General features: G+C 52.8%; 18 protein-coding genes. 8 read left to right on the top strand and 10 right to left on the bottom strand.

Annotation, left to right across the window (positions count from 1 at the left end; all coding sequences use genetic code 11):
* Window positions 1-36 precede the first annotated feature (36 nt).
* From aroK to hofM, 6 genes are all read right to left on the bottom strand, one after another.
* Window positions 37-558: a shikimate kinase AroK gene (aroK, locus tag RTW80_RS05305; RefSeq protein WP_000818618.1), complete on the bottom strand. Its 522-nt coding sequence runs from the start codon at window positions 556-558 to the stop codon at window positions 37-39.
* 400 nt (window positions 559-958) lie between these two features.
* Window positions 959-2,197: a DNA uptake porin HofQ gene (gene hofQ / locus RTW80_RS05300; RefSeq protein ID WP_074152913.1), complete on the bottom strand. Its 1,239-nt coding sequence runs from the start codon at window positions 2,195-2,197 to the stop codon at window positions 959-961.
* Window positions 2,109-2,513, bottom strand: a complete 405-nt coding sequence (gene hofP / locus RTW80_RS05295; RefSeq protein ID WP_063119241.1) for a DNA utilization protein HofP — start codon at window positions 2,511-2,513, stop codon at window positions 2,109-2,111. Before hofP ends, hofQ begins: the two co-directional genes overlap by 89 nt.
* Complete coding sequence (hofO, locus tag RTW80_RS05290; protein WP_001055768.1) at window positions 2,503-2,943, bottom strand: DNA utilization protein HofO; 441 nt, start codon at window positions 2,941-2,943, stop codon at window positions 2,503-2,505. The genes hofP and hofO overlap by 11 nt, the downstream gene beginning before the upstream one ends.
* On the bottom strand, window positions 2,927-3,466 hold the full coding sequence (gene hofN / locus RTW80_RS05285; RefSeq protein ID WP_001069320.1) for a DNA utilization protein HofN: 540 nt from the start codon (window positions 3,464-3,466) through the stop codon (window positions 2,927-2,929). The genes hofO and hofN overlap by 17 nt, the downstream gene beginning before the upstream one ends.
* On the bottom strand, window positions 3,466-4,245 hold the full coding sequence (hofM, locus tag RTW80_RS05280; protein ID WP_032247285.1) for a DNA utilization protein HofM: 780 nt from the start codon (window positions 4,243-4,245) through the stop codon (window positions 3,466-3,468). Before hofM ends, hofN begins: the two co-directional genes overlap by 1 nt.
* Window positions 4,246-4,364: 119 nt before the next feature.
* Between hofM and mrcA the strand changes: the two genes are divergently transcribed.
* The gene (gene mrcA / locus RTW80_RS05275; protein ID WP_032247284.1) at window positions 4,365-6,917 is read left to right on the top strand and encodes a peptidoglycan glycosyltransferase/peptidoglycan DD-transpeptidase MrcA; all 2,553 of its coding nucleotides are present in this window, start codon (window positions 4,365-4,367) and stop codon (window positions 6,915-6,917) included.
* A 167-nt stretch (window positions 6,918-7,084) separates the two neighbouring features.
* On the opposite strand, the gene nudE is transcribed toward mrcA, so the two are convergent.
* Entirely contained in the window at window positions 7,085-7,645 is a 561-nt protein-coding gene (gene nudE, locus RTW80_RS05270) for an ADP compounds hydrolase NudE (protein WP_000045744.1), read from the bottom strand.
* A gap of 319 nt (window positions 7,646-7,964) precedes the next feature.
* On the opposite strand from nudE, the gene igaA reads away from it, so the two are divergent.
* From igaA to hslO, 4 genes are all read left to right on the top strand, one after another.
* Window positions 7,965-10,100 (top strand): intracellular growth attenuator protein IgaA, encoded by a 2,136-nt coding sequence (gene igaA, locus RTW80_RS05265; RefSeq protein WP_000104525.1) that lies wholly within the window; start codon window positions 7,965-7,967, stop codon window positions 10,098-10,100.
* Window positions 10,101-10,164: 64 nt separating this feature from the next.
* Complete coding sequence (yrfG, locus tag RTW80_RS05260; protein WP_001300440.1) at window positions 10,165-10,833, top strand: GMP/IMP nucleotidase; 669 nt, start codon at window positions 10,165-10,167, stop codon at window positions 10,831-10,833.
* A gap of 10 nt (window positions 10,834-10,843) precedes the next feature.
* Complete coding sequence (gene hslR, locus RTW80_RS05255; protein ID WP_000660483.1) at window positions 10,844-11,245, top strand: ribosome-associated heat shock protein Hsp15; 402 nt, start codon at window positions 10,844-10,846, stop codon at window positions 11,243-11,245.
* Window positions 11,246-11,269: 24 nt separating this feature from the next.
* The gene (gene hslO / locus RTW80_RS05250) at window positions 11,270-12,148 is read left to right on the top strand and encodes an Hsp33 family molecular chaperone HslO (protein WP_001135574.1); all 879 of its coding nucleotides are present in this window, start codon (window positions 11,270-11,272) and stop codon (window positions 12,146-12,148) included.
* A gap of 62 nt (window positions 12,149-12,210) precedes the next feature.
* On the opposite strand, the gene RTW80_RS05245 is transcribed toward hslO, so the two are convergent.
* Window positions 12,211-13,935: a DUF4153 domain-containing protein gene (locus RTW80_RS05245; protein WP_000370879.1), complete on the bottom strand. Its 1,725-nt coding sequence runs from the start codon at window positions 13,933-13,935 to the stop codon at window positions 12,211-12,213.
* Window positions 13,936-14,313: 378 nt separating this feature from the next.
* On the opposite strand from RTW80_RS05245, the gene pckA reads away from it, so the two are divergent.
* Entirely contained in the window at window positions 14,314-15,936 is a 1,623-nt protein-coding gene (pckA, locus tag RTW80_RS05240) for a phosphoenolpyruvate carboxykinase (ATP) (RefSeq protein ID WP_001265681.1), read from the top strand.
* Window positions 15,937-16,011: 75 nt separating this feature from the next.
* Here pckA and envZ read toward each other — a convergent pair whose 3' ends face one another.
* Window positions 16,012-17,364: a two-component system sensor histidine kinase EnvZ gene (gene envZ / locus RTW80_RS05235; protein ID WP_001253696.1), complete on the bottom strand. Its 1,353-nt coding sequence runs from the start codon at window positions 17,362-17,364 to the stop codon at window positions 16,012-16,014.
* Window positions 17,361-18,080, bottom strand: a complete 720-nt coding sequence (ompR, locus tag RTW80_RS05230) for a two-component system response regulator OmpR (RefSeq protein WP_001157751.1) — start codon at window positions 18,078-18,080, stop codon at window positions 17,361-17,363. Before ompR ends, envZ begins: the two co-directional genes overlap by 4 nt.
* 227 nt (window positions 18,081-18,307) lie before the next feature.
* Between ompR and greB the strand changes: the two genes are divergently transcribed.
* Together greB and RTW80_RS05220 are read left to right on the top strand one after the other, a co-directional pair.
* Window positions 18,308-18,784 carry a transcription elongation factor GreB gene (gene greB, locus RTW80_RS05225; protein ID WP_000856737.1) on the top strand — a complete coding sequence of 159 codons (477 nt, stop codon included), beginning with the start codon at window positions 18,308-18,310 and terminating at the stop codon, window positions 18,782-18,784.
* Window positions 18,785-18,880: 96 nt separating this feature from the next.
* Window positions 18,881-21,202, top strand: a complete 2,322-nt coding sequence (locus tag RTW80_RS05220; protein ID WP_000980706.1) for a Tex family protein — start codon at window positions 18,881-18,883, stop codon at window positions 21,200-21,202.
* Window positions 21,203-21,452 lie beyond the last annotated feature (250 nt).

Raw genomic sequence — 21,452 nt, 5'->3', positions numbered from 1 at the left:
TACTGTACCCGCAGACGAGTGTATATAAAGCCAGAATTAGTTGCTTTCCAGCATGTGAATAATCTGGTTAGCGACCACTTTAGCGCTTTGATCATCAGTACGAATGGTCACGTCGGCAATCTCTTCATACAGCGGATTGCGTTCATTGGCCAACGCTTCCAGAACTTCACGTGGCGGTGTTTCAACGTGCAGCAACGGGCGTTTTTTATCACGCTGCGTGCGTGCAAGTTGCTTTTCGATGGTCGTTTCAAGATAAACGACAACGCCACGAGCGGAAAGACGGTTACGCGTTTCACGGGATTTCACAGAGCCGCCGCCAGTAGCCAGCACAATACCCTGTTTCTCGGTCAACTCATTGATGACCTTTTCTTCGCGATCGCGGAAGCCTTCTTCGCCTTCTAAATCGAAAACCCAGCCCACATCAGCTCCGGTTCGTTTCTCAATCTCTTGATCGGAATCGTAAAATTCCATATTGAGTTGTTGAGCTAACTGGCGCCCAATAGTGCTTTTTCCGGCACCCATAGGCCCAACCAGAAAGATATTGCGTTTCTCTGCCATTTTTTCGGTACTACTAAGACTATTCGTTAATGATAAACCCGCTTCGCTCAGAGAGCGCCGCAGGACATGAACTGAAACCTCATAAGATATTGCGAGAGTCAGACTGAAAATTATCTCAATACTCCAGCGGGTTTGGCAACTGAATAAATCACCCATCCCTCTGCATATCTGGTCGCTGCAAGCGCGCTGCCTTGCTACCACCGCTCTGGCGATAAATCACCGGGTAAGATTAGCGTAAAAAAGACAGCAAAATGCCGCCTGAATGATAAATCATCATCATGGAACGCAGGCAGCGAAGAGCACCAACTCTCAAATCGGTACTCCTTGTATGCTAAATACCTGCGCGCGTCAAATAGATGAAACACGTTCAGCGTAAAAACATTACCGCTTTTACGGCTGTTTACTCACTGGAAACCAGTCGTGGCGTGATAAACACCACTAACTCGCGTCGTTCATCTTCTTTTCCGTCATGACGAAATAATTGCCCGAACAAGGGAATGTCGCCAAGCAACGGTACGCTATCCTGACCCGATTTATTTTTACGGGTAAAAATGCCGCCCAGCGCCAACGTTTCTCCGCTTTTGACCTCGACCTGCGTTTCGATCTCCTGCTTATCAATCGCCAGCACTTCGCCATCAGCCTGCTGTAGCACCTGCCCCGGAACGTTCTGGCTGATGTGTAATTTCAGCCGGATGCGACCTTTTTGTAACACCGTGGGCGTGACCTCCATCCCCAGGACGGCCTCTTTAAATTCCACCGACGTCGCGCCACTTTCCCCGCTGGAAACCTGATATGGAATTTCGCTCCCCTGTTTAATGCTGGCAGGCTGAAGATGTGAGGCCAGCAGACGCGGACTAGCGATAATATCCAGCTGCTGTTTTTGTTCGAGCGCAGAAAGCTCAAGATCCAGCAAACGTCCGTTGATGCGCCCAATGTTAAAACCGACATGCGTTGTCGCCGTCGCTACGGAGAGGTCGCTACCAAGCGTGGTGACTTGCCCAACGCCACCAGCGTGTTGCGCATCGGCCAGCGTCCATTTCACGCCTAACTCACGCAAACTTTTTTCATTAATGGTGACAATATGCGCCGACAGCTCAACCTGCCCGACCGGCAGATCCATTTGCGCTACCCACTGTTCAAGTGCGCTTAACGCCGTTTTGTTATCTCGTAGCAAAAGGCGATTGGTGCGTTTATCGACGGTCATACTCCCTTTGGCACTCAGTAGCTTCTCCCCCGCTTTCGCCAGTTCTCCCGCGTCGGCGTATTGCAGGGTTATACTGCGATTTTCCAGCGGCAGATTTGCCTGCGCCCGCGCCTGCTCCGCCTCCTGGCGGGCGATATTGTTATTCTGCCAGGCAATGGAATGCACTGAGAGAATGTTGCCCTCCTGGCGCGTTATCAGTCCGGCGCTTTTCACTACAGTTTGTAGTGCCTGCTTCCAGGGAACATCTGTTAGATGTAACGACACCGTACCGCTGACGTCTGGCGACACGACCAGGTTCAACTTCTCCTGTTCAGCCAGCGCCTGCAACACCTGAGCTACCGGAACGTCATCCACTATCAGCGTCACTTTTTGCGGCTTTGCCGCTTGTACGCCGGGTATCAGCATCAACAGTAGTGCGGCTATCCATTGCTTCATTTGTATCTCCTTGCCGTTGCCACAACCATTGTGGCGGTTCGCAGTTTGTCCCGGTTCCCAGCGTTAGTGCGTCTGGCGTCAGCTGTAAAATTGTCCAGCCGTTTTCCAGCACATCGTTTTGCTGCACCCGTCGCCATTTCTTTTGCCCGTCTTTTATTACACCGATGATGTGCTCGCCTCGCCCTACCATCCCCTGATAGCGCCACTGGCTAAGTTCGCTAATCCGGCATAGATCTTCCGGCGGTTTAAAAGGGTCACGCATACCGGTTAAAAGGCACAATGCAACACCTGCCAACAACCAGCGTTTAACCCTCATGCGGCGTCTCCAGTTGTAGCGTGAACAAAAGATCATCACCTTCCACGCTTAACGAAAAACGGCTCACGCTGACGTTGCGCTCTGCCAGCCGTGTAAATGCCGACGGCACTGCTTCCCACAGCGTTTTCAACGCCAACTCGCCTCCCTGCGCGGATGGATGCCAGGAAACCAGTTGCGCGCCGGATAACTGAAAATCCAGTGGCGAAAAGGGCAGCGTTTTTTCCTCGCTGAAGGGAGTGGTGTCTACCAGGCGATACAGTGCGGCCCACTGCTGGTGATGACTTGCCCGTAGTCGAATTAATGCGTCGCTCTCTTCCTGGTGTGTCGATGACAGAAAAATGAGCGTAACTAACATCAGCAACCAGACTGCCCAGCAAAGCTGGCGGAGACGGGGTGATGTGGCGAACCACCAGTCAAAGAACATGTTCATCGCTAACCTTCCTTGTTAACTGATACTCAAATTGCCAGCGTCCCTGCGCATCCTGCTGCGTGGCCCCCCGCTGATTGAGATGAAAAGAAGCATCCTGGCGGAGTGACGTTTCCAGTGCGTTTAACGCGGTAATGCTTGTTGTAAGCCCCTTGATCTCCAGCGTTCCCTGCTGCCAGCTTATCGTTGTCAGCCAGGCGTGCTCGGGTAAAAGCGCCGCCAGAGCTTCCAGCGCAGATTGCCAGTCGCGGGTAAATTGTCGCTGGCGCTGCCGTTGCAAACGCTGTTCGCGTAACTGCTGTTGCTCCAGCAAACGTGGTTTCGTTATCTGTAAGCTGTGGGCGAGTTGTTGTTCCCCCTGAAGCAAAACGGCGTCTATGCGCGCTTCGGCGCTGCCTGTCAGACGCAGTATTAGCGTTATCCCGACGGCCAGCAGCAGAGGCGCAACGAACATCAGCAACCAGAAACGCAGAAAAGCGGTCCGGCGTTGCTGTCGCCAGGGCAAAAAATTAATTGGCGGGTTCATCAGTACGCCTTCCCAAGCGCCAGCCCCAGCGCGATGGCAAAGTCTCCACCAGGCGGCGGTAGCGGCGGCTGACGAACAGAAACGGCCTCCCAGGGATCAAATCCGCCTTCGCCACATATCGCGACGCTGTCGGGATCAACGGATAACGCTGCCGCCAGCTCCTTCGCGCTAGTCATCCCTACCGCCAGTTTGCGCCCCCAGCTATAGCGCGTCGCCCACAGCCACTGTTCGTTATCACGCCAGGCCAGACATTGCTGATGAGAAGGTAAAAAAGGCAGGAATTGCTGTAATGCACTGGCATCCGGGGTGATCGCGCTCACATGAACACGCAACCTTTCTGCCAGAGTAAGTAGCGTTGCCAGCTCTTTGCTTTGCGCGGCAGTCACGTTATAAGCGGGGCTGAGTGAGTCTTCGCTGTAATCGAAGCGCAGGGAGTCCGGATCCATATCCAGCTCGCGGGCCATCGTCCCAGACAGCCAGGCCATTTGCTCCCGCTCACCGAGGGACATCGACGGGCGCGGAAATGACCGCTGTAATGTGCGACTGGAGGGAAACGCCAACATGATGTGATGGCGCTGCGGCAGTTCGCGACTCCACGGCAACAACGTTTTAGCCAGCCGCTGCGCATCAACAATCCGCCCATCTTTGATAATGTCGTGCGCCAACGGCAACCGCCACCAGCGTTGCAAAAAGCATTCTTTTGCGTCCCGCACGATCGCAACCGCTAACGCTTCTTGCTGTTGTAAATGCAAACCAATTTGCCAGATCTTAAATGCCATTGTGATGATCTCCTTATCACCCGTCACTCTGACGGGTATATCAATGCGTCTGGCTTGCCTTTATACTACCGCGCGTTTGTTTATAAACTGCCCAAATGAAACTAAATGGGAAATTTCCAGTGAAGTTCGTAAAGTATTTTTTGATCCTTGCAGTCTGTTGCATTCTGCTGGGAGCAGGCTCGATTTATGGCCTATACCGCTACATCGAGCCACAACTGCCGGATGTGGCGACATTAAAAGATGTTCGCCTGCAAATTCCGATGCAGATTTACAGCGCCGATGGCGAGCTGATTGCTCAATACGGTGAGAAACGTCGTATTCCGGTTACGTTGGATCAAATCCCACCGGAGATGGTGAAAGCCTTTATCGCGACAGAAGACAGCCGCTTCTACGAGCATCACGGCGTTGACCCGGTGGGGATCTTCCGTGCAGCAAGCGTGGCGCTGTTCTCCGGTCACGCGTCACAAGGGGCAAGTACCATTACCCAGCAGCTGGCGAGAAACTTCTTCCTCAGTCCAGAACGCACGCTGATGCGTAAGATTAAGGAAGTCTTCCTCGCGATTCGCATTGAACAGCTGCTGACGAAAGACGAGATCCTCGAGCTTTATCTGAACAAGATTTACCTTGGTTACCGCGCCTATGGTGTCGGTGCTGCGGCACAAGTCTATTTCGGAAAAACGGTCGACCAACTGACGCTGAACGAAATGGCGGTGATAGCCGGGCTGCCGAAAGCGCCTTCCACCTTCAACCCGCTCTACTCGATGGATCGTGCCGTCGCGCGGCGTAACGTCGTGCTGTCGCGGATGCAGGATGAAGGGTATATCACCCAACAACAGTTCGATCAGACACGCACTGAGGCGATTAACGCTAACTATCACGCGCCGGAGATTGCTTTCTCTGCGCCGTACCTGAGCGAAATGGTGCGCCAGGAGATGTATAACCGTTATGGCGAAAGTGCCTATGAAGACGGTTATCGCATTTACACCACCATCACCCGCAAGGTGCAGCAGGCCGCGCAGCAGGCGGTACGTAATAACGTGCTGGACTACGACATGCGCCACGGCTATCGCGGCCCGGCAAATGTGCTGTGGAAAGTGGGCGAGTCGGCGTGGGATAACAACAAGATTACCGATACGCTGAAGGCGCTGCCGACCTATGGTCCGCTGCTGCCTGCCGCAGTCACCAGCGCCAATCCTCAGGAAGCGACGGCAATGCTGGCGGACGGGTCGACTGTCGCATTGAGTATGGACGGCGTTCGCTGGGCGCGTCCTTACCGTTCGGATACTCAGCAGGGACCGACGCCGCGTAAAGTGACCGATGTTCTGCAAACGGGACAGCAAATCTGGGTTCGTCAGGTCGGCGATGCATGGTGGCTGGCACAAGTGCCGGAAGTGAACTCGGCGCTGGTGTCGATCAATCCGCAAAATGGTGCCGTTATGGCGCTGGTCGGTGGCTTTGATTTCAATCAGAGCAAGTTTAACCGCGCCACCCAGGCACTGCGTCAGGTGGGTTCCAACATCAAACCGTTCCTCTACACCGCGGCGATGGATAAAGGTCTGACGCTGGCAAGTATGTTGAACGATGTGCCAATTTCCCGCTGGGATGCAGGTGCCGGTTCTGACTGGCAGCCGAAGAACTCACCACCGCAGTATGCCGGTCCAATTCGCTTACGTCAGGGGCTGGGTCAGTCGAAAAACGTGGTGATGGTACGCGCAATGCGGGCGATGGGCGTCGACTACGCTGCAGAATATCTGCAACGCTTCGGCTTCCCGGCGCAAAACATTGTCCACACCGAATCGCTGGCGCTGGGTTCAGCGTCCTTTACCCCAATGCAGGTGGCGCGTGGCTACGCGGTCATGGCGAACGGCGGCTTCCTGGTGGACCCGTGGTTTATCAGCAAAATTGAAAACGATCAGGGCGGCGTGATTTTCGAAGCGAAACCGAAAGTAGCTTGCCCGGAATGTGATATTCCGGTGATTTACGGTGATACGCAGAAATCGAACGTGCTGGAAAATAACGATGTTGAAGATGTCGCTATCTCCCGCGAGCAGCAGAATGTTTCTGTACCAATGCCGCAGCTGGAGCAGGCTAATCAGGCGTTAGTGGCGAAGACTGGCGCGCAGGAGTACGCACCGCACGTCATCAACACTCCGCTGGCATTCCTGATTAAGAGTGCTTTGAACACCAATATCTTTGGTGAGCCAGGCTGGCAGGGTACCGGCTGGCGTGCAGGTCGTGATTTGCAGCGTCGCGATATCGGCGGGAAAACCGGTACCACTAACAGTTCGAAAGATGCGTGGTTCTCGGGTTACGGTCCGGGTGTTGTGACCTCGGTCTGGATTGGCTTTGATGATCACCGTCGTAATCTCGGTCATACAACGGCTTCCGGAGCGATTAAAGATCAGATCTCAGGTTACGAAGGCGGTGCCAAGAGTGCCCAGCCTGCATGGGACGCTTATATGAAAGCCGTTCTTGAAGGTGTGCCGGAGCAGCCGCTAACGCCGCCACCGGGTATTGTGACGGTGAATATCGATCGCAGCACCGGGCAGTTAGCTAATGGTGGCAACAGCCGCGAAGAGTATTTCATCGAAGGTACGCAGCCGACACAACAAGCGGTGCACGAGGTGGGTACGACCATTATCGATAATGGCGAAGCACAGGAATTGTTCTGATTAAAAAGGCGCTTCGGCGCCTTTTTCAGTTTGCTGACAAAGTGCACTTTGTTTATACCGGATACGGCGTGAACACTTTACCCGTCTAGCAACATCTAGAAAAATCAATATATTGCAGAAACTTCGTAAGCCTGATAAGCATTATGCATCAGGCGAACTTTACGCATTTACACTCGCCCCTGCCCTTTCAACCATTCGCGCACGAGGAACAGCGCGCTGACATTACGCGCTTCGTTGAAGTCAGGGTCTTCCAGCAAATCCATCATATGCGCCAGCGGCCAGCGCACCTGTGGTAGCGGCTCTGGCTCATCGCCTTCCAGTGATTCCGGGTAGAGATCTTGCGCTACCACGATATTCATTTTGCTGGAAAAATAAGACGGTGCCATGCTGAGCTTCTTCAAAAAAGTCAGATCGTTCGCACCAAATCCAACCTCTTCTTTTAGCTCGCGGTTAGCGGCTTCGTAGACGCTTTCACCCGGATCAATTAATCCTTTCGAAAAACCTAATTCGTAGGATTCAGTTCCCACTGCGTATTCGCGGATCAGGATCAGGTGATCGTCCACAATCGGCACAATCATCACTGCTTCCCGGTTGGTTGGACGCATTCGTTCATAAACACGCCGCACGCCATTGCTGAACTCCAGATCCACGCTCTCGACGGTAAACAGTCGGGAACGGGCTACAGTTTCAACATTCAGAATGGTGGGTTTTTGTAATGATTTGCTCATCGTGGGATCTATGCTGTGAAATCAGCGGTTATTGTGCGATATCGGACACGCTTTCGGCAATGTGAATTGCATGTTATTTACATTTATGTAACTTAATAAATAATCGTCCTCAAATCAAATTAAAAGTCAATAGGTTGAAATAACTCCAGGAATTTGCTGATATTCCGCCTTCAGAGGGTTTGCTATGATCAGCGGTTACTGTGATGTGCTTAATGATGCTCAAGTTAAACTCCACGCTTGCCGATAGCCAACCGCAGAATCATGTATTGTGTCCGGTGCGACTGACCACGCCTGACAAACTAAGTAAGATGGGGAAAGCATGAGCACCATTGTGATTTTTTTAGCTGCTTTGCTGGCCTGCTCACTACTTGCGGGATGGCTGATAAAAGTGCGATCCAGACGGCGTCAGCTGCCCTGGACCAACGCCTTCGCGGATGCGCAAACGCGTAAACTCACACCTGAAGAACGTAGCGCCGTTGAAAATTATCTTGAGAGCCTGACGCAGGTATTACAGGTGCCTGGCCCAACGGGAGCCAGCGCGGCACCGATCTCTCTGGCGCTGAATGCCGAAAGCAACAACGTCATGATGCTGACACACGCTATCACGCGTTACGGCATCTCTACCGACGATCCGAATAAATGGCGTTACTACCTCGATTCGGTAGAAGTCCACCTGCCCCCTTTCTGGGAACAGTACATCAACGATGAGAATACCGTTGAACTGATTCATACCGATTCGCTGCCGCTGGTTATTTCACTCAACGGTCATACGCTGCAGGAGTACATGCAGGAAACTCGCGGCTATGCCTTGCAACCTGTTCCGTCAACGCAGGCGTCGATTCGCGGGGAAGAGAGTGAGCAAATCGAGCTACTCAATATTCGCAAAGAAACGCATGAAGAATATGCGCTGAGTCGTCCGCGCGGGCTGCGTGAAGCGTTGCTGATCGTCGCCTCCTTCCTGATGTTCTTTTTCTGCCTGATTACCCCGGATGTATTTGTTCCGTGGCTGGCAGGCGGCGCGTTACTGCTGCTGGGCGCAGGTCTGTGGGGGCTATTCGCGCCCCCGGCAAAATCCTCCCTGCGGGAAATTCATTGTCTGCGCGGTACCCCCCGTCGTTGGGGATTGTTTGGCGAAAACGATCAGGAACAGATCAACAATATTTCACTCGGTATTATCGACCTGGTCTATCCCGCACACTGGCAGCCATACATTGCTCAGGATCTCGGTCAACAAACCGATATCGATATCTATCTCGACCGCCATGTAGTGCGTCAGGGACGATATCTTTCGCTGCATGATGAAGTAAAAAACTTTCCGTTACAGCACTGGCTGCGCAGTACGATTATCGCTGCGGGCTCGCTGCTGGTGCTGTTTATGCTGTTATTCTGGATCCCGCTGGATATGCCGCTGAAATTCACTCTCTCATGGATGAAAGGCGCGCAGACCATTGAAGCCACCAGCGTAAAACAACTGGCTGACGCTGGCGTGCGGGTAGGCGATACATTGCGTATTAGCGGTACGGGAATGTGTAATATTCGCACTTCCGGAACCTGGAGCGCGAAAACCAATTCACCTTTTTTACCGTTTGACTGCTCGCAGATCATCTGGAACGACGCCCGCTCATTACCATTACCAGAATCTGAACTGGTCAACAAAGCGACGGCATTGACCGAAGCAGTTAATCGCCAGCTGCACCCTAAACCGGAAGATGAATCTCGCGTCAGTGCCTCATTACGTTCAGCGATTCAAAAATCCGGCATGGTATTGCTTGATGATTTTGGCGACATTGTACTGAAGACAGCGGATTTATGTTCTGCCAAAGATGACTGTGTGCGACTGAAAAATGCGCTGGTCAATCTCGGCAACAGTAAAGACTGGGACGCGCTGGTAAAACGCGCCAACACCGGGAAGCTCGATGGCGTGAATGTGTTATTACGCCCGGTGAGTGCGGAATCGCTGGATAACCTGGTGGCAACCTCCACCGCGCCGTTTATCACGCATGAAACGGCGCGAGCGGCACAATCACTAAACAGTCCGGCCCCCGGCGGATTCCTGATTGTCAGCGACGAAGGCAGCGATTTTGTTGATCAGCCCTGGCCTTCGGCATCACTTTACGACTACCCGCCGCAAGAACAGTGGAACGCTTTCCAGAAACTGGCACAAATGCTGATGCATACGCCGTTTAACGCCGAGGGTATCGTCACAAAAATCTTCACTGACGCCAATGGTACGCAGCATATTGGCCTTCATCCGATCCCGGATCGTTCCGGCCTGTGGCGCTATCTCAGCACCACATTGCTGCTACTGACGATGCTGGGTAGCGCCATTTACAATGGCGTACAGGCCTGGCGTCGTTACCAGCGTCATCGCACTCGCATGATGGAGATTCAGGCCTATTATGAAAGCTGCCTGAACCCGCAACTGATCACCCCTTCAGAAAGCCTTATCGAATAACACGTTTGCGCGGCAGGTTATGCTACCCTGTCGCGCAAATTGCTTCACTCTGGAGATTTCCCTCATGCATATCAACATTGCCTGGCAGGACGTAGATACCGTTCTGCTGGATATGGACGGCACGTTGCTCGACCTCGCCTTCGATAACTATTTCTGGCAAAAGCTGGTGCCTGAAACATGGGGCGCGAAAAACGGGGTTACGCCACAGGAAGCGATGGAATATATGCGCCAGCAATATCACGACGTACAGCATACGCTAAACTGGTACTGTCTTGATTACTGGAGTGAGCAACTGGGTCTGGATATCTGTGCGATGACCACCGAGATGGGACCGCGTGCCGTACTGCGTGAAGATACCATTCCGTTTCTTGAGGCACTGAAAGCCAGCGGTAAGCAGCGAATTTTGCTCACCAATGCGCATCCGCACAACCTGTCGGTAAAACTTGAGCATACGGGTCTGGACGCACACCTTGATTTATTACTTTCCACCCACACATTTGGTTATCCGAAAGAGGATCAGCGGTTATGGCATGCAGTGGCCGAAGCTACGGGTCTGAAAGCTGAAAGAACGCTGTTTATTGATGACAGCGAAGCGATTCTCGATGCTGCCGCGCAATTTGGTATTCGTTACTGCCTCGGCGTGACTAATCCTGATTCCGGGATTGCCGAGAAACAGTATCAACGCCATCCGTCACTGAATGACTACCGCCGCCTGATCCCCTCGCTAATGTGAAGGAGACGCCATGAAAGAAAAACCTGCTGTTGAGGTTCGACTGGATAAATGGCTATGGGCTGCCCGTTTTTATAAAACCCGCGCGCTGGCCCGTGAAATGATTGAAGGCGGTAAGGTGCATTACAACGGGCAGCGCAGCAAGCCGAGCAAAATCGTCGAGCTGAATGCCACGCTCACTCTGCGCCAGGGAAATGACGAACGCACGGTGATTGTAAAGGCGATTACTGAACAGCGTCGCCCCGCCAGCGAGGCAGCCTTGCTGTATGAAGAGACTGCGGAAAGTGTAGAGAAACGCGAAAAAATGGCGCTGGCACGTAAACTTAATGCCTTAACCATGCCGCACCCGGACCGACGCCCGGACAAAAAAGAGCGCCGCGACCTGTTACGATTTAAACACGGCGACAGTGAATAACTGTCACCTGCAAGAGAGATGATTATGCCGCAACATGACCAATTACATCGCTATCTGTTTGAAAACTTTGCCGTGCGCGGCGAACTGGTAACCGTTTCGGAAACCCTGCAACAGATCCTTGAGAACCACGATTATCCGCAGCCCGTTAAAAACGTGCTGGCAGAACTGCTGGTTGCGACCAGCCTGTTAACCGCTACGCTGAAGTTTGATGGTGATATCACCGTACAGCTGCAGGGCGACGGTCCGATGAATCTGGCGGTTATTAACGGTAACAATAACCAGCAGATGCGCGGTGTGGCGCGCGTGCAGGGCGAAATTCCAGAAAATGCCGACCTGAAAACGCTGGTCGGCAATGGTTACGTGGTGATCACCATTACCCCGAGCGAAGGCGAACGCTATCAGGGCGTAGTTGGTCTGGAAGGTGATACCCTGGCGGCCTGCCTGGAAGATTACTTTATGCGTTCTGAACAGCTGCCGACGCGCCTGTTTATTCGCACCGGCGACGTAGACGGCAAACCGGCTGCAGGCGGTATGTTGTTGCAGGTAATGCCTGCGCAAAATGCCCAGCAGGACGACTTTGACCACCTGGCGACGCTAACCGAAACCATCAAAACCGAAGAACTGCTGACCTTACCGGCAAACGAAGTGTTGTGGCGTTTGTATCACGAAGAAGAGGTGACGGTTTACGATCCGCAGGATGTGGAGTTCAAATGCACCTGCTCGCGTGAACGTTGCGCCGATGCGCTGAAAACGCTGCCTGATGAAGAAGTTGATAGCATCCTGGCGGAAGATGGCGAAATTGACATGCATTGTGATTACTGCGGTAACCACTATCTGTTCAATGCGATGGATATTGCTGAAATCCGCAACAACGCGTCTCCGGCAGATCCGCAAGTTCATTAATGAGTATGTCCGGCAGAGAGGGCTCTGCCGGATTTTACGACTAATACACCTGATGCGCTTTGTCACTCATTCAGATTCACATTCAGCCTTTCACCATCCACTACAAGATCGCGCCACGCTTTAGGCTTCGTCCCCAGTTTTCCATCCTTCGCAGCTGTGAGTAATTTTTCTTTCGTTATTTCGTTCGGAAGTAAACTCATATCAAGCGCGTCCCATTCTTTTCTGTCTGAGTCAAAGCCATAGACAATGACTCTGTCATCATTAAAAGCAAACAGGATCCGCTCCGCCTGACCATCACTATTCAGATCTTGCTCGACCAGGACGCAGGCGTCTTTTTCAATACAGGTCATCACGTTATAGCGATCCTGGATTAAGGCCGACCAGAATGTCGCATCAGGTTTAACAGAACCAGGGGCAATTAACACATTATCGGCTAATACTTTTTCCGATACCTGTTGCTGAAGATGTTGCTCTCCATCTAACGCCATCAGCAGATCCCGCGCGCGTTTCGGGTCTTTCATAAACCCGGCATCGCTTTTCAGCGACTCAAGCGCAGCACGTCCATAGCGACCGCTCTGCTCGAGCATGTAGATAGTTACCTGGTCTGACGTGTTTTTGCCGCTCTGATAACGCGCCATATGGCTGTTCACGCTAATGCGCATACTGTCCAGCACCGGCGAATTAAGAAGCACCAGTATCACCAACACCAATAACGAAACCGCAAGGTTCACTTTGCCCTGAAGAACAACGGGATTTTGCCCTTTACGCCAGACGATGCTGACAAAATACCCCAGCGACCACACCAGTAACACCAGCACCGCCAGCACGCCCTGCAAGCGGTCGACAGTCCAGCCGTACTGAGCGACCCGCAGCCATAACGCCCAGGCGGCGACGAACACATACAGCGGAGCAACCAGCAAAGCGGTTTTAATCAGGCAACGCAACGGCCCTGTCCAGGGAAGTGACGCTTTTTGCGGATCGCGGACAATAGCCATTAAGATCAATTGCAAAAAGGCCAGCGTCAACAGCAACCCGGCGGCGGAGATGTGGCGAGAAATCGCGCTCAGGCCCGTAAACGGCAGGGTGATGATAAACATCAGGGTTAGCAATGATACTAACGGCAGCAACCCCGTGGCGATTAACGTGAACAACTTTTGAATAGAGTCGATTAAACGTGACTGTGTTCGCGCGAGGATCACCGCCAGCGCGGTAACCAGACCTAACGTGAGATAAATAAACCAGTCGGTTGCAAAAAAGAGCGTATTGAAAAACGTGATGCCAACAAGTTTAAACAACTCACTCCACAGTAAAAGCACCAGCCACGTCAAGCCATTGGCGAGAAAAATCACCAGTAATATAAGTACGTTATGCCATACTGACTGGTAAAAATAGCGATAGCGGCTACTGTCATTGCGGATGCGAAGGCTTTGTTGTATCCACGGTAGCAACAACATTGCCATCAACAGCAGATAGCAACCAAAATCCCAAAGCGCCTTTTCAGCTCTCCAGGGGTTCATGCCATCAGTTTGCCACTTCAGCCAGCCGCTCATCCCCAGCGTGGCAATAAACACTAGCGCCAGCCATCCCCAAAGGCGCTTCTGTTTAAAAGAGATCACGGAGAAGAGTAAAACGGATGAAAACGCGACGGTCGCAGGCACGCCATAAACAATCCAACTGTGATTTTTTCCGGAAAGCCAGGCGATCAGCAGGTAGCAAACCAGACCCTGAAGTAATCCGGTAGCAATCATCCCCCAGCGTGTTGCGGGTGAAAGTTCAACGTTATCCATGTTGGTTATCCAGAATCAAAAGGTGGGTTAATTATCGCATCCGGGCAGTAGTATTTTGCTTTTTTCAGAAAATAATCAAAAAAAGTTAGCGTGGTGAATCGATACTTTACCGGTTGAATTTGCATCAATTTCATTCAGGAATGCGATTCCACTCACAATATTCCCGCCATATAAACCAAGATTTAACCTTTTGAGAACATTTTCCACACCTAAAATGCTATTTCTGCGATAATAGCAACCGTTTCGTGACAGGAATCACGGAGTTTTTTGTCAAATATGAATTTCTCCAGATACGTAAATCTATGAGCCTTGTCGCGGTTAACACCCCCAAAAAGACTTTACTATTCAGGCAATACATATTGGCTAAGGAGCAGTGAAATGCGCGTTAACAATGGTTTGACCCCGCAAGAACTCGAGGCTTATGGTATCAGTGACGTACATGATATCGTTTACAACCCAAGCTACGACCTGCTGTATCAGGAAGAGCTCGATCCGAGCCTGACAGGTTATGAGCGCGGGGTGTTAACTAATCTGGGTGCCGTTGCCGTCGATACCGGGATCTTCACCGGTCGTTCACCAAAAGATAAGTATATCGTCCGTGACGATACCACTCGCGATACTTTCTGGTGGGCAGACAAAGGCAAAGGTAAGAACGACAACAAACCTCTCTCTCCGGAAACCTGGCAGCATCTGAAAGGCCTGGTGACCAGGCAGCTTTCCGGCAAACGTCTGTTCGTTGTCGACGCTTTCTGTGGTGCGAACCCGGATACTCGTCTTTCCGTCCGTTTCATCACCGAAGTGGCCTGGCAGGCGCATTTTGTCAAAAACATGTTTATTCGCCCGAGCGATGAAGAACTGGCAGGTTTCAAACCAGACTTTATCGTTATGAACGGCGCGAAGTGCACTAACCCGCAGTGGAAAGAACAGGGTCTCAACTCCGAAAACTTCGTGGCGTTTAACCTGACCGAGCGCATGCAGCTGATTGGCGGCACCTGGTACGGCGGCGAAATGAAGAAAGGGATGTTCTCGATGATGAACTACCTGCTGCCGCTGAAAGGTATCGCTTCTATGCACTGCTCCGCCAACGTTGGTGAGAAAGGCGATGTTGCGGTGTTCTTCGGCCTTTCCGGCACCGGTAAAACCACCCTTTCCACCGACCCGAAACGTCGCCTGATTGGCGATGACGAACACGGCTGGGACGATGACGGCGTGTTTAACTTCGAAGGCGGCTGCTACGCAAAAACTATCAAGCTGTCGAAAGAAGCGGAACCTGAAATCTACAACGCTATCCGTCGTGATGCGTTGCTGGAAAACGTCACCGTGCGTGAAGATGGCACTATCGACTTTGATGATGGTTCAAAAACCGAGAACACCCGCGTTTCTTATCCGATCTATCACATCGATAACATTGTTAAGCCGGTTTCCAAAGCGGGCCACGCGACTAAGGTTATCTTCCTGACTGCTGATGCTTTCGGCGTGTTGCCGCCGGTTTCTCGCCTGACTGCCGATCAAACCCAGTATCACTTCCTCTCTGGCTTCACCGCCAAACTGGCCGGTACTGAGCGTGGCATCACCGAACCGACGCCAACCTTCTCCGCTTGCTTCGGCGCGGCATTCCTGTCGCTGCACCCGACTCAGTACGCAGAAGTGCTGGTGAAACGTATGCAGGCGGCGGGCGCGCAGGCTTATCTGGTTAACACTGGCTGGAACGGCACTGGCAAACGTATCTCGATTAAAGATACTCGCGCCATTATCGACGCCATCCTCAACGGTTCGCTGGATAATGCAGAAACCTTCACTCTGCCGATGTTTAACCTGGCGATCCCAACCGAACTGCCGGGCGTAGACACGAAGATTCTCGATCCGCGTAACACCTACGCTTCTCCGGAACAGTGGCAGGAAAAAGCCGAAACCCTGGCGAAACTGTTTATCGACAACTTCGATAAATACACCGACACCCCTGCGGGTGCCGCGCTGGTAGCGGCTGGTCCGAAACTGTAATGATTTGAAGCTGGAGAATATCTATCCAGTATCTTATAGAAAGCAAAACGGGAGGCACCTTCGCCTCCCGTTTATTTACCCTTCTTTTGTCGTGCCCTGCGCCCGCGTTACCGGCACTGGCAGCCAGGCGCGAATGGAAAGCCCGCCCCGCTCGCTGGTGCCAAGCTCCAGCATCCCGTTATGGTTATCCACGATACGCTGCACAATTGCCAGCCCTAATCCCGTGCCGCTAATGGTGCGCGCACTGTCGCCGCGGACAAACGGCTGGAACAGGTGCTTACGTTGTTCCGGCGCAATTCCCGGACCGTCATCTTCCACCTGGAACCAGGCGCGATTCGGCTCCGTTCCGCTGCTGACTTTGATCCAGCCATTGCCATAACGGGCGGCGTTGACCACCATATTCGCCACCGCGCGTTTGATCGACAGCGGGTGCATTTTCACTTCAATGCTGCCGGGGTAAAGCGCGGTTTCAATTTCCCGCTCATAGCCACTTTCGGCAGCAATCACCTCACCGAGTACTGCATTAAGATCCGCCATTTCCATCGGCATCTCCTGCCCGGTGCGCAGGTAGTCGATAAACTGCTCAATGATGGCGTTGCACTCTTCGATATCTTTATTGATCGATTCTGCCAGATAGCCATCCTGCTCGCTCATCATCTCAGTCGCCAGGCGAATACGCGTCAGCGGCGTGCGCAAGTCGTGACTTACCCCCGCCATCAGCAGCGTGCGGTCATCCGCCAGTTGCTTAACACCAGCCGCCATATGGTTAAAGGCACGGGTAACGGAACGCACCTCGGACGCGCCATACTCACGCAGCGGCGGCGGAATAATCCCTTTACCAACCTGCAAGGCTGCGTGTTCGAGATCGACCAACGGTCGGTTCTGGATACGAATAAACAGCCACGCCCCGCCTATCGCCAATAGCATAATCGCCAGCGTATAGCGGAACAGCGGAGAGAAATCGCCCTGATGAATTTCGGTCAGCGGCACGCGTACCCAGATATTGGGCGACAGCCAGGTTTTCAGCCAGACGACAGGCGAACTTTTGTTGACCTCAACGCGCACTTCCGTCGGGCCGCCCAGTTGCTGCGCCATCTGATGGCTTAAGAATTCATAGTGTTGCGCCCAACGCAGACCTGCCTCTTCGGCAGCCTCGTTGGAGTAGAGAGAGATCCCCAGCTCACGGTAGATCTCCCGACGGAAAGCGGGAGGCACAACCAACTGCGTGCCGTCCTCCAGTTGCAGTTTGTCGGTCATCAACATACGCACTTCGTACGCGAGGACTTTATTAAACTGCTGGAGGCTCGGCAAAATCGCGAAGTTCAGCACCACCAGATAAGTCGTCACCAGGCTGGCGAACAGCAAGGTGACGATGAGCAATAACGTACGGGCAAATGAACTTCGTGGCGAGAAGCGCAATCGCCTCATGCTTTAGAGCCGTCCGGTACAAAGACGTAGCCCAGACCCCAGACGGTCTGAATGTAACGCGGATGCGCTGGATCTTCTTCCACCATGCGGCGCAGACGCGAAATCTGCACGTCGATGGAGCGTTCCATTGCGGAATATTCACGACCACGGGCAAGGTTCATCAGCTTATCGCGGGAGAGCGGCTCACGCGGATGGCTGACCAGTGCCTTCAGTACCGCAAACTCACCGCTGGTGAGCGGCATCGGCTCGTCTTCGCGGAACATTTCGCGCGTACCGAGGTTAAGTTTGAACTTACCGAAAGCAATTACCGCCTCTTCCTGTGACGGTGCGCCTGGCAGTTCGTTCGCCTGACGACGCAGCACCGCACGGATACGGGCCAGCAGTTCACGCGGGTTAAACGGTTTTGGAATGTAGTCGTCAGCGCCAATCTCCAGGCCTACGATACGGTCCACTTCTTCCCCTTTCGCCGTCACCATAATGATCGGCATCGGGTTGCTCTGACTACGAAGACGTCGGCAAATCGACAAGCCATCTTCACCAGGTAACATTAAATCCAGTACCATAAGATGGAAAGATTCACGAGTCAGCAGGCGATCCATCTGTTCTGCATTAGCGACGCTTCGAACCTGGAAGCCTTGTTCGGTGAGATAACGTTCCAGCAGCGCACGCAGGCGCATGTCGTCATCGACCACCAGAATCTTGTAGTTCTCTTGCATTGTTTGTACTCCCAAAGGTTCGCAACAATTTGTAAGCGTGTATTCTTAAAAAAGCTCACGTTCGTCACCAGCTAAATCTGGTATGAATTTCAGCCTAAATTGTTACAAAGCATATTAAACAGCAGCTTAAGTATACAATTTATTCGGCGAAACATTATTGATTCTGTTGATATGATCACGTTATACCCAATGTGCGCATTATCAAACAGACAAAGGGAATCAACGAGATGAAAACGCCCCTGGTTACCCGGGAAGGGTATGAAAAACTCAAACAAGAGCTTAATTATCTCTGGCGTGAAGAACGCCCGGAGGTCACAAAAAAGGTGACCTGGGCCGCAAGTCTGGGCGACCGCAGCGAAAATGCTGACTATCAGTATAATAAAAAGCGTCTGCGTGAAATCGACCGTCGCGTGCGCTATCTCACTAAATGCCTGGAAAATCTCAAAATCGTCGATTACTCCCCTCAGCAGGAAGGCAAAGTCTTTTTTGGCGCGTGGGTGGAGATTGAAAACGACGATGGCGTGACTCACCGTTTCCGTATTGTCGGCTACGATGAAATTTTTGGCCGTAAAGATTACATCTCTATCGATTCCCCGATGGCCCGCGCATTGCTGAAAAAAGAAGTCGGCGATCTGGCGGTGGTGAATACCCCTGCCGGGGAAGCGAGCTGGTATGTTAATGCTATCGAGTACGTGAAACCGTAAGGAAGAGTCTTAACCTCCTGCCGATGGCTGGCATTTTTGCCAGCCAGTCCGTATAACTATCCCCTGATTTTTGATCCGAAAAGATGAACTCAAACCATGATGAATGATTCGTTCTGCCGCATTATTGCGGGTGAAATTCAGGCGCGCCCGGAACAGGTTGACGCTGCCGTTCGCCTGCTTGACGAAGGGAATACCGTGCCGTTTATCGCACGTTATCGTAAGGAAATCACCGGCGGTCTGGATGACACGCAGCTGCGTAATCTGGAAACGCGTCTGAGCTATCTGCGCGAGCTGGAAGAGAGACGTCAGGCGATCCTCAAGTCCATTTCCGAGCAAGGCAAACTCACCGATGATCTGGCGAAGGCCATCAACGCCACCCTAAGCAAAACCGAACTCGAAGACCTCTACCTGCCCTACAAACCTAAACGCCGCACCCGCGGGCAAATCGCCATTGAAGCAGGGCTTGAGCCGTTGGCTGACCTGCTGTGGAGCGATCCGTCACACACGCCAGAAGTCGCCGCTGCACAATATGTTGATGCCGATAAAGGCGTGGCAGATACCAAAGCCGCGCTGGATGGCGCGCGCTATATCCTGATGGAACGGTTTGCCGAAGATGCCGCGCTGCTGGCGAAAGTGCGTGATTATCTGTGGAAGAACGCGCATTTGGTTTCTACGGTGGTGAGCGGTAAAGAAGAGGAAGGGGCGAAATTCCGCGACTATTTCGATCATCACGAACCGTTGTCCACGGTGCCTTCTCACCGCGCGCTGGCGATGTTCCGTGGGCGTAACGAAGGCGTACTCCAGCTTTCGCTGAATGCCGATCCGCAGTTCGATGAGCCGCCCAAAGAGAGCTATTGCGAGCAAATCATCATGGATCACCTTGGCCTACGCCTGAACAATGCCCCGGCGGATAGCTGGCGCAAAGGCGTAGTGAGCTGGACCTGGCGCATCAAGGTGCTGATGCATCTGGAAACCGAACTGATGGGTACCGTGCGCGAACGCGCGGAAGATGAAGCAATCAACGTCTTTGCCCGTAACCTGCACGATCTGCTGATGGCGGCCCCTGCCGGACTGCGTGCAACGATGGGCCTCGATCCGGGTCTGCGTACTGGGGTAAAAGTGGCGGTGGTCGATGCCACTGGCAAACTGGTAGCGACCGATACCATTTACCCGCACACCGGACAAGCCGCAAAAGCAGCGATGACCGTTGCTGCCTTGTGTGAAAAACATAACGTTGAACTGGTGGCGATCGGCAACGGTACAGCTTCCCGCGAAACTGAACGTTTCTATCTCGACGTGCAGAAGCAGTTCCCGAAAGTGACCGCACAGAAAGTGATCGTCAGCGAAGCTGGCGCGTCGGTTTACTCAGCTTCCGAGCTGGCAGCGCAGGAGTTCCCGGATCTCGACGTTTCGCTGCGTGGCGCGGTGTCTATCGCCCGCCGTTTGCAGGATCCGCTGGCGGAGCTGGTGAAAATCGATCCGAAATCTATCGGCGTAGGTCAGTATCAGCATGACGTCAGCCAGACGCAACTGGCCCGCAAACTGGACGCAGTAGTAGAAGACTGCGTAAACGCCGTTGGCGTCGATCTCAACACTGCTTCTGTTCCGCTGTTAACCCGCGTGGCGGGCCTGACGCGCATGATGGCGCAAAACATCGTGGCCTGGCGCGATGAGAACGGCCAGTTCCAGAACCGTCAGCAACTGCTGAAAGTCAGCCGTCTGGGGCCGAAAGCCTTCGAGCAGTGCGCGGGCTTCTTGCGCATTAACCACGGTGATAACCCGCTGGATGCTTCTACCGTCCACCCGGAAGCCTATCCGGTGGTGGAACGCATTCTGGCAGCAACACAGCAGGCACTGAAAGATCTGATGGGTAACAGCAGCGAACTGCGTAACCTGAAAGCGTCTGACTTTACTGATGAAAAATTCGGTGTGCCGACAGTAACTGACATCATCAAAGAGCTGGAAAAACCGGGTCGCGATCCGCGTCCGGAATTTAAAACCGCTCAGTTTGCCGATGGCGTCGAGACAATGAACGACCTGCAACCGGGTATGATCCTCGAAGGTGCGGTGACCAACGTCACCAACTTTGGCGCGTTTGTCGATATCGGCGTGCATCAGGACGGCCTGGTTCACATCTCTTCATTGTCGAACAAGTTTGTGGAAGATCCGCATACCGTGGTGAAAGCGGGCGACATTGTGAAGGTGAAAGTGCTGGAAGTGGATCTTCAGCGTAAACGTATCGCCCTGACTATGCGTCTGGACGAGCAGCCTGGCGAAACCAACGCCCGTCGCGGCGGCGGTAATGAACGCCCGCAAAACAACCGCCCGGCAGCCAAACCACGCGGTCGTGAAGCGCAGCCTGCCGGTAATAGCGCGATGATGGATGCGCTGGCGGCGGCAATGGGCAAAAAACGTTAAACGCCCGGACTGGCCCCTAAACCTGCGCGATAAGGCGTTCACGCCGCATCTGGCAACGAACGCCTTGCCTGACATAAAAGTGCCGGAGAATATCTCCGGCCTTTTTATTCCACAACCAAACTCATAATATATTCCGGCAATATTTATCACTTCATTAACAACTGAAACCTTAATTAAACATTAGCCAGTCCGGGTAATTCACTATTCGAATTATATTTTCGCTGCGATATAACCTTGAGCCACATCAACA

The organism is Escherichia sp. AM3 (assembly GCF_032029835.1).
In the GTDB taxonomy this organism is placed as follows: domain Bacteria; phylum Pseudomonadota; class Gammaproteobacteria; order Enterobacterales; family Enterobacteriaceae; genus Escherichia; species Escherichia coli.
Note: the sequence above shows the minus strand (reverse complement) of the source record. Positions and strands in the feature narration are given on the sequence as shown.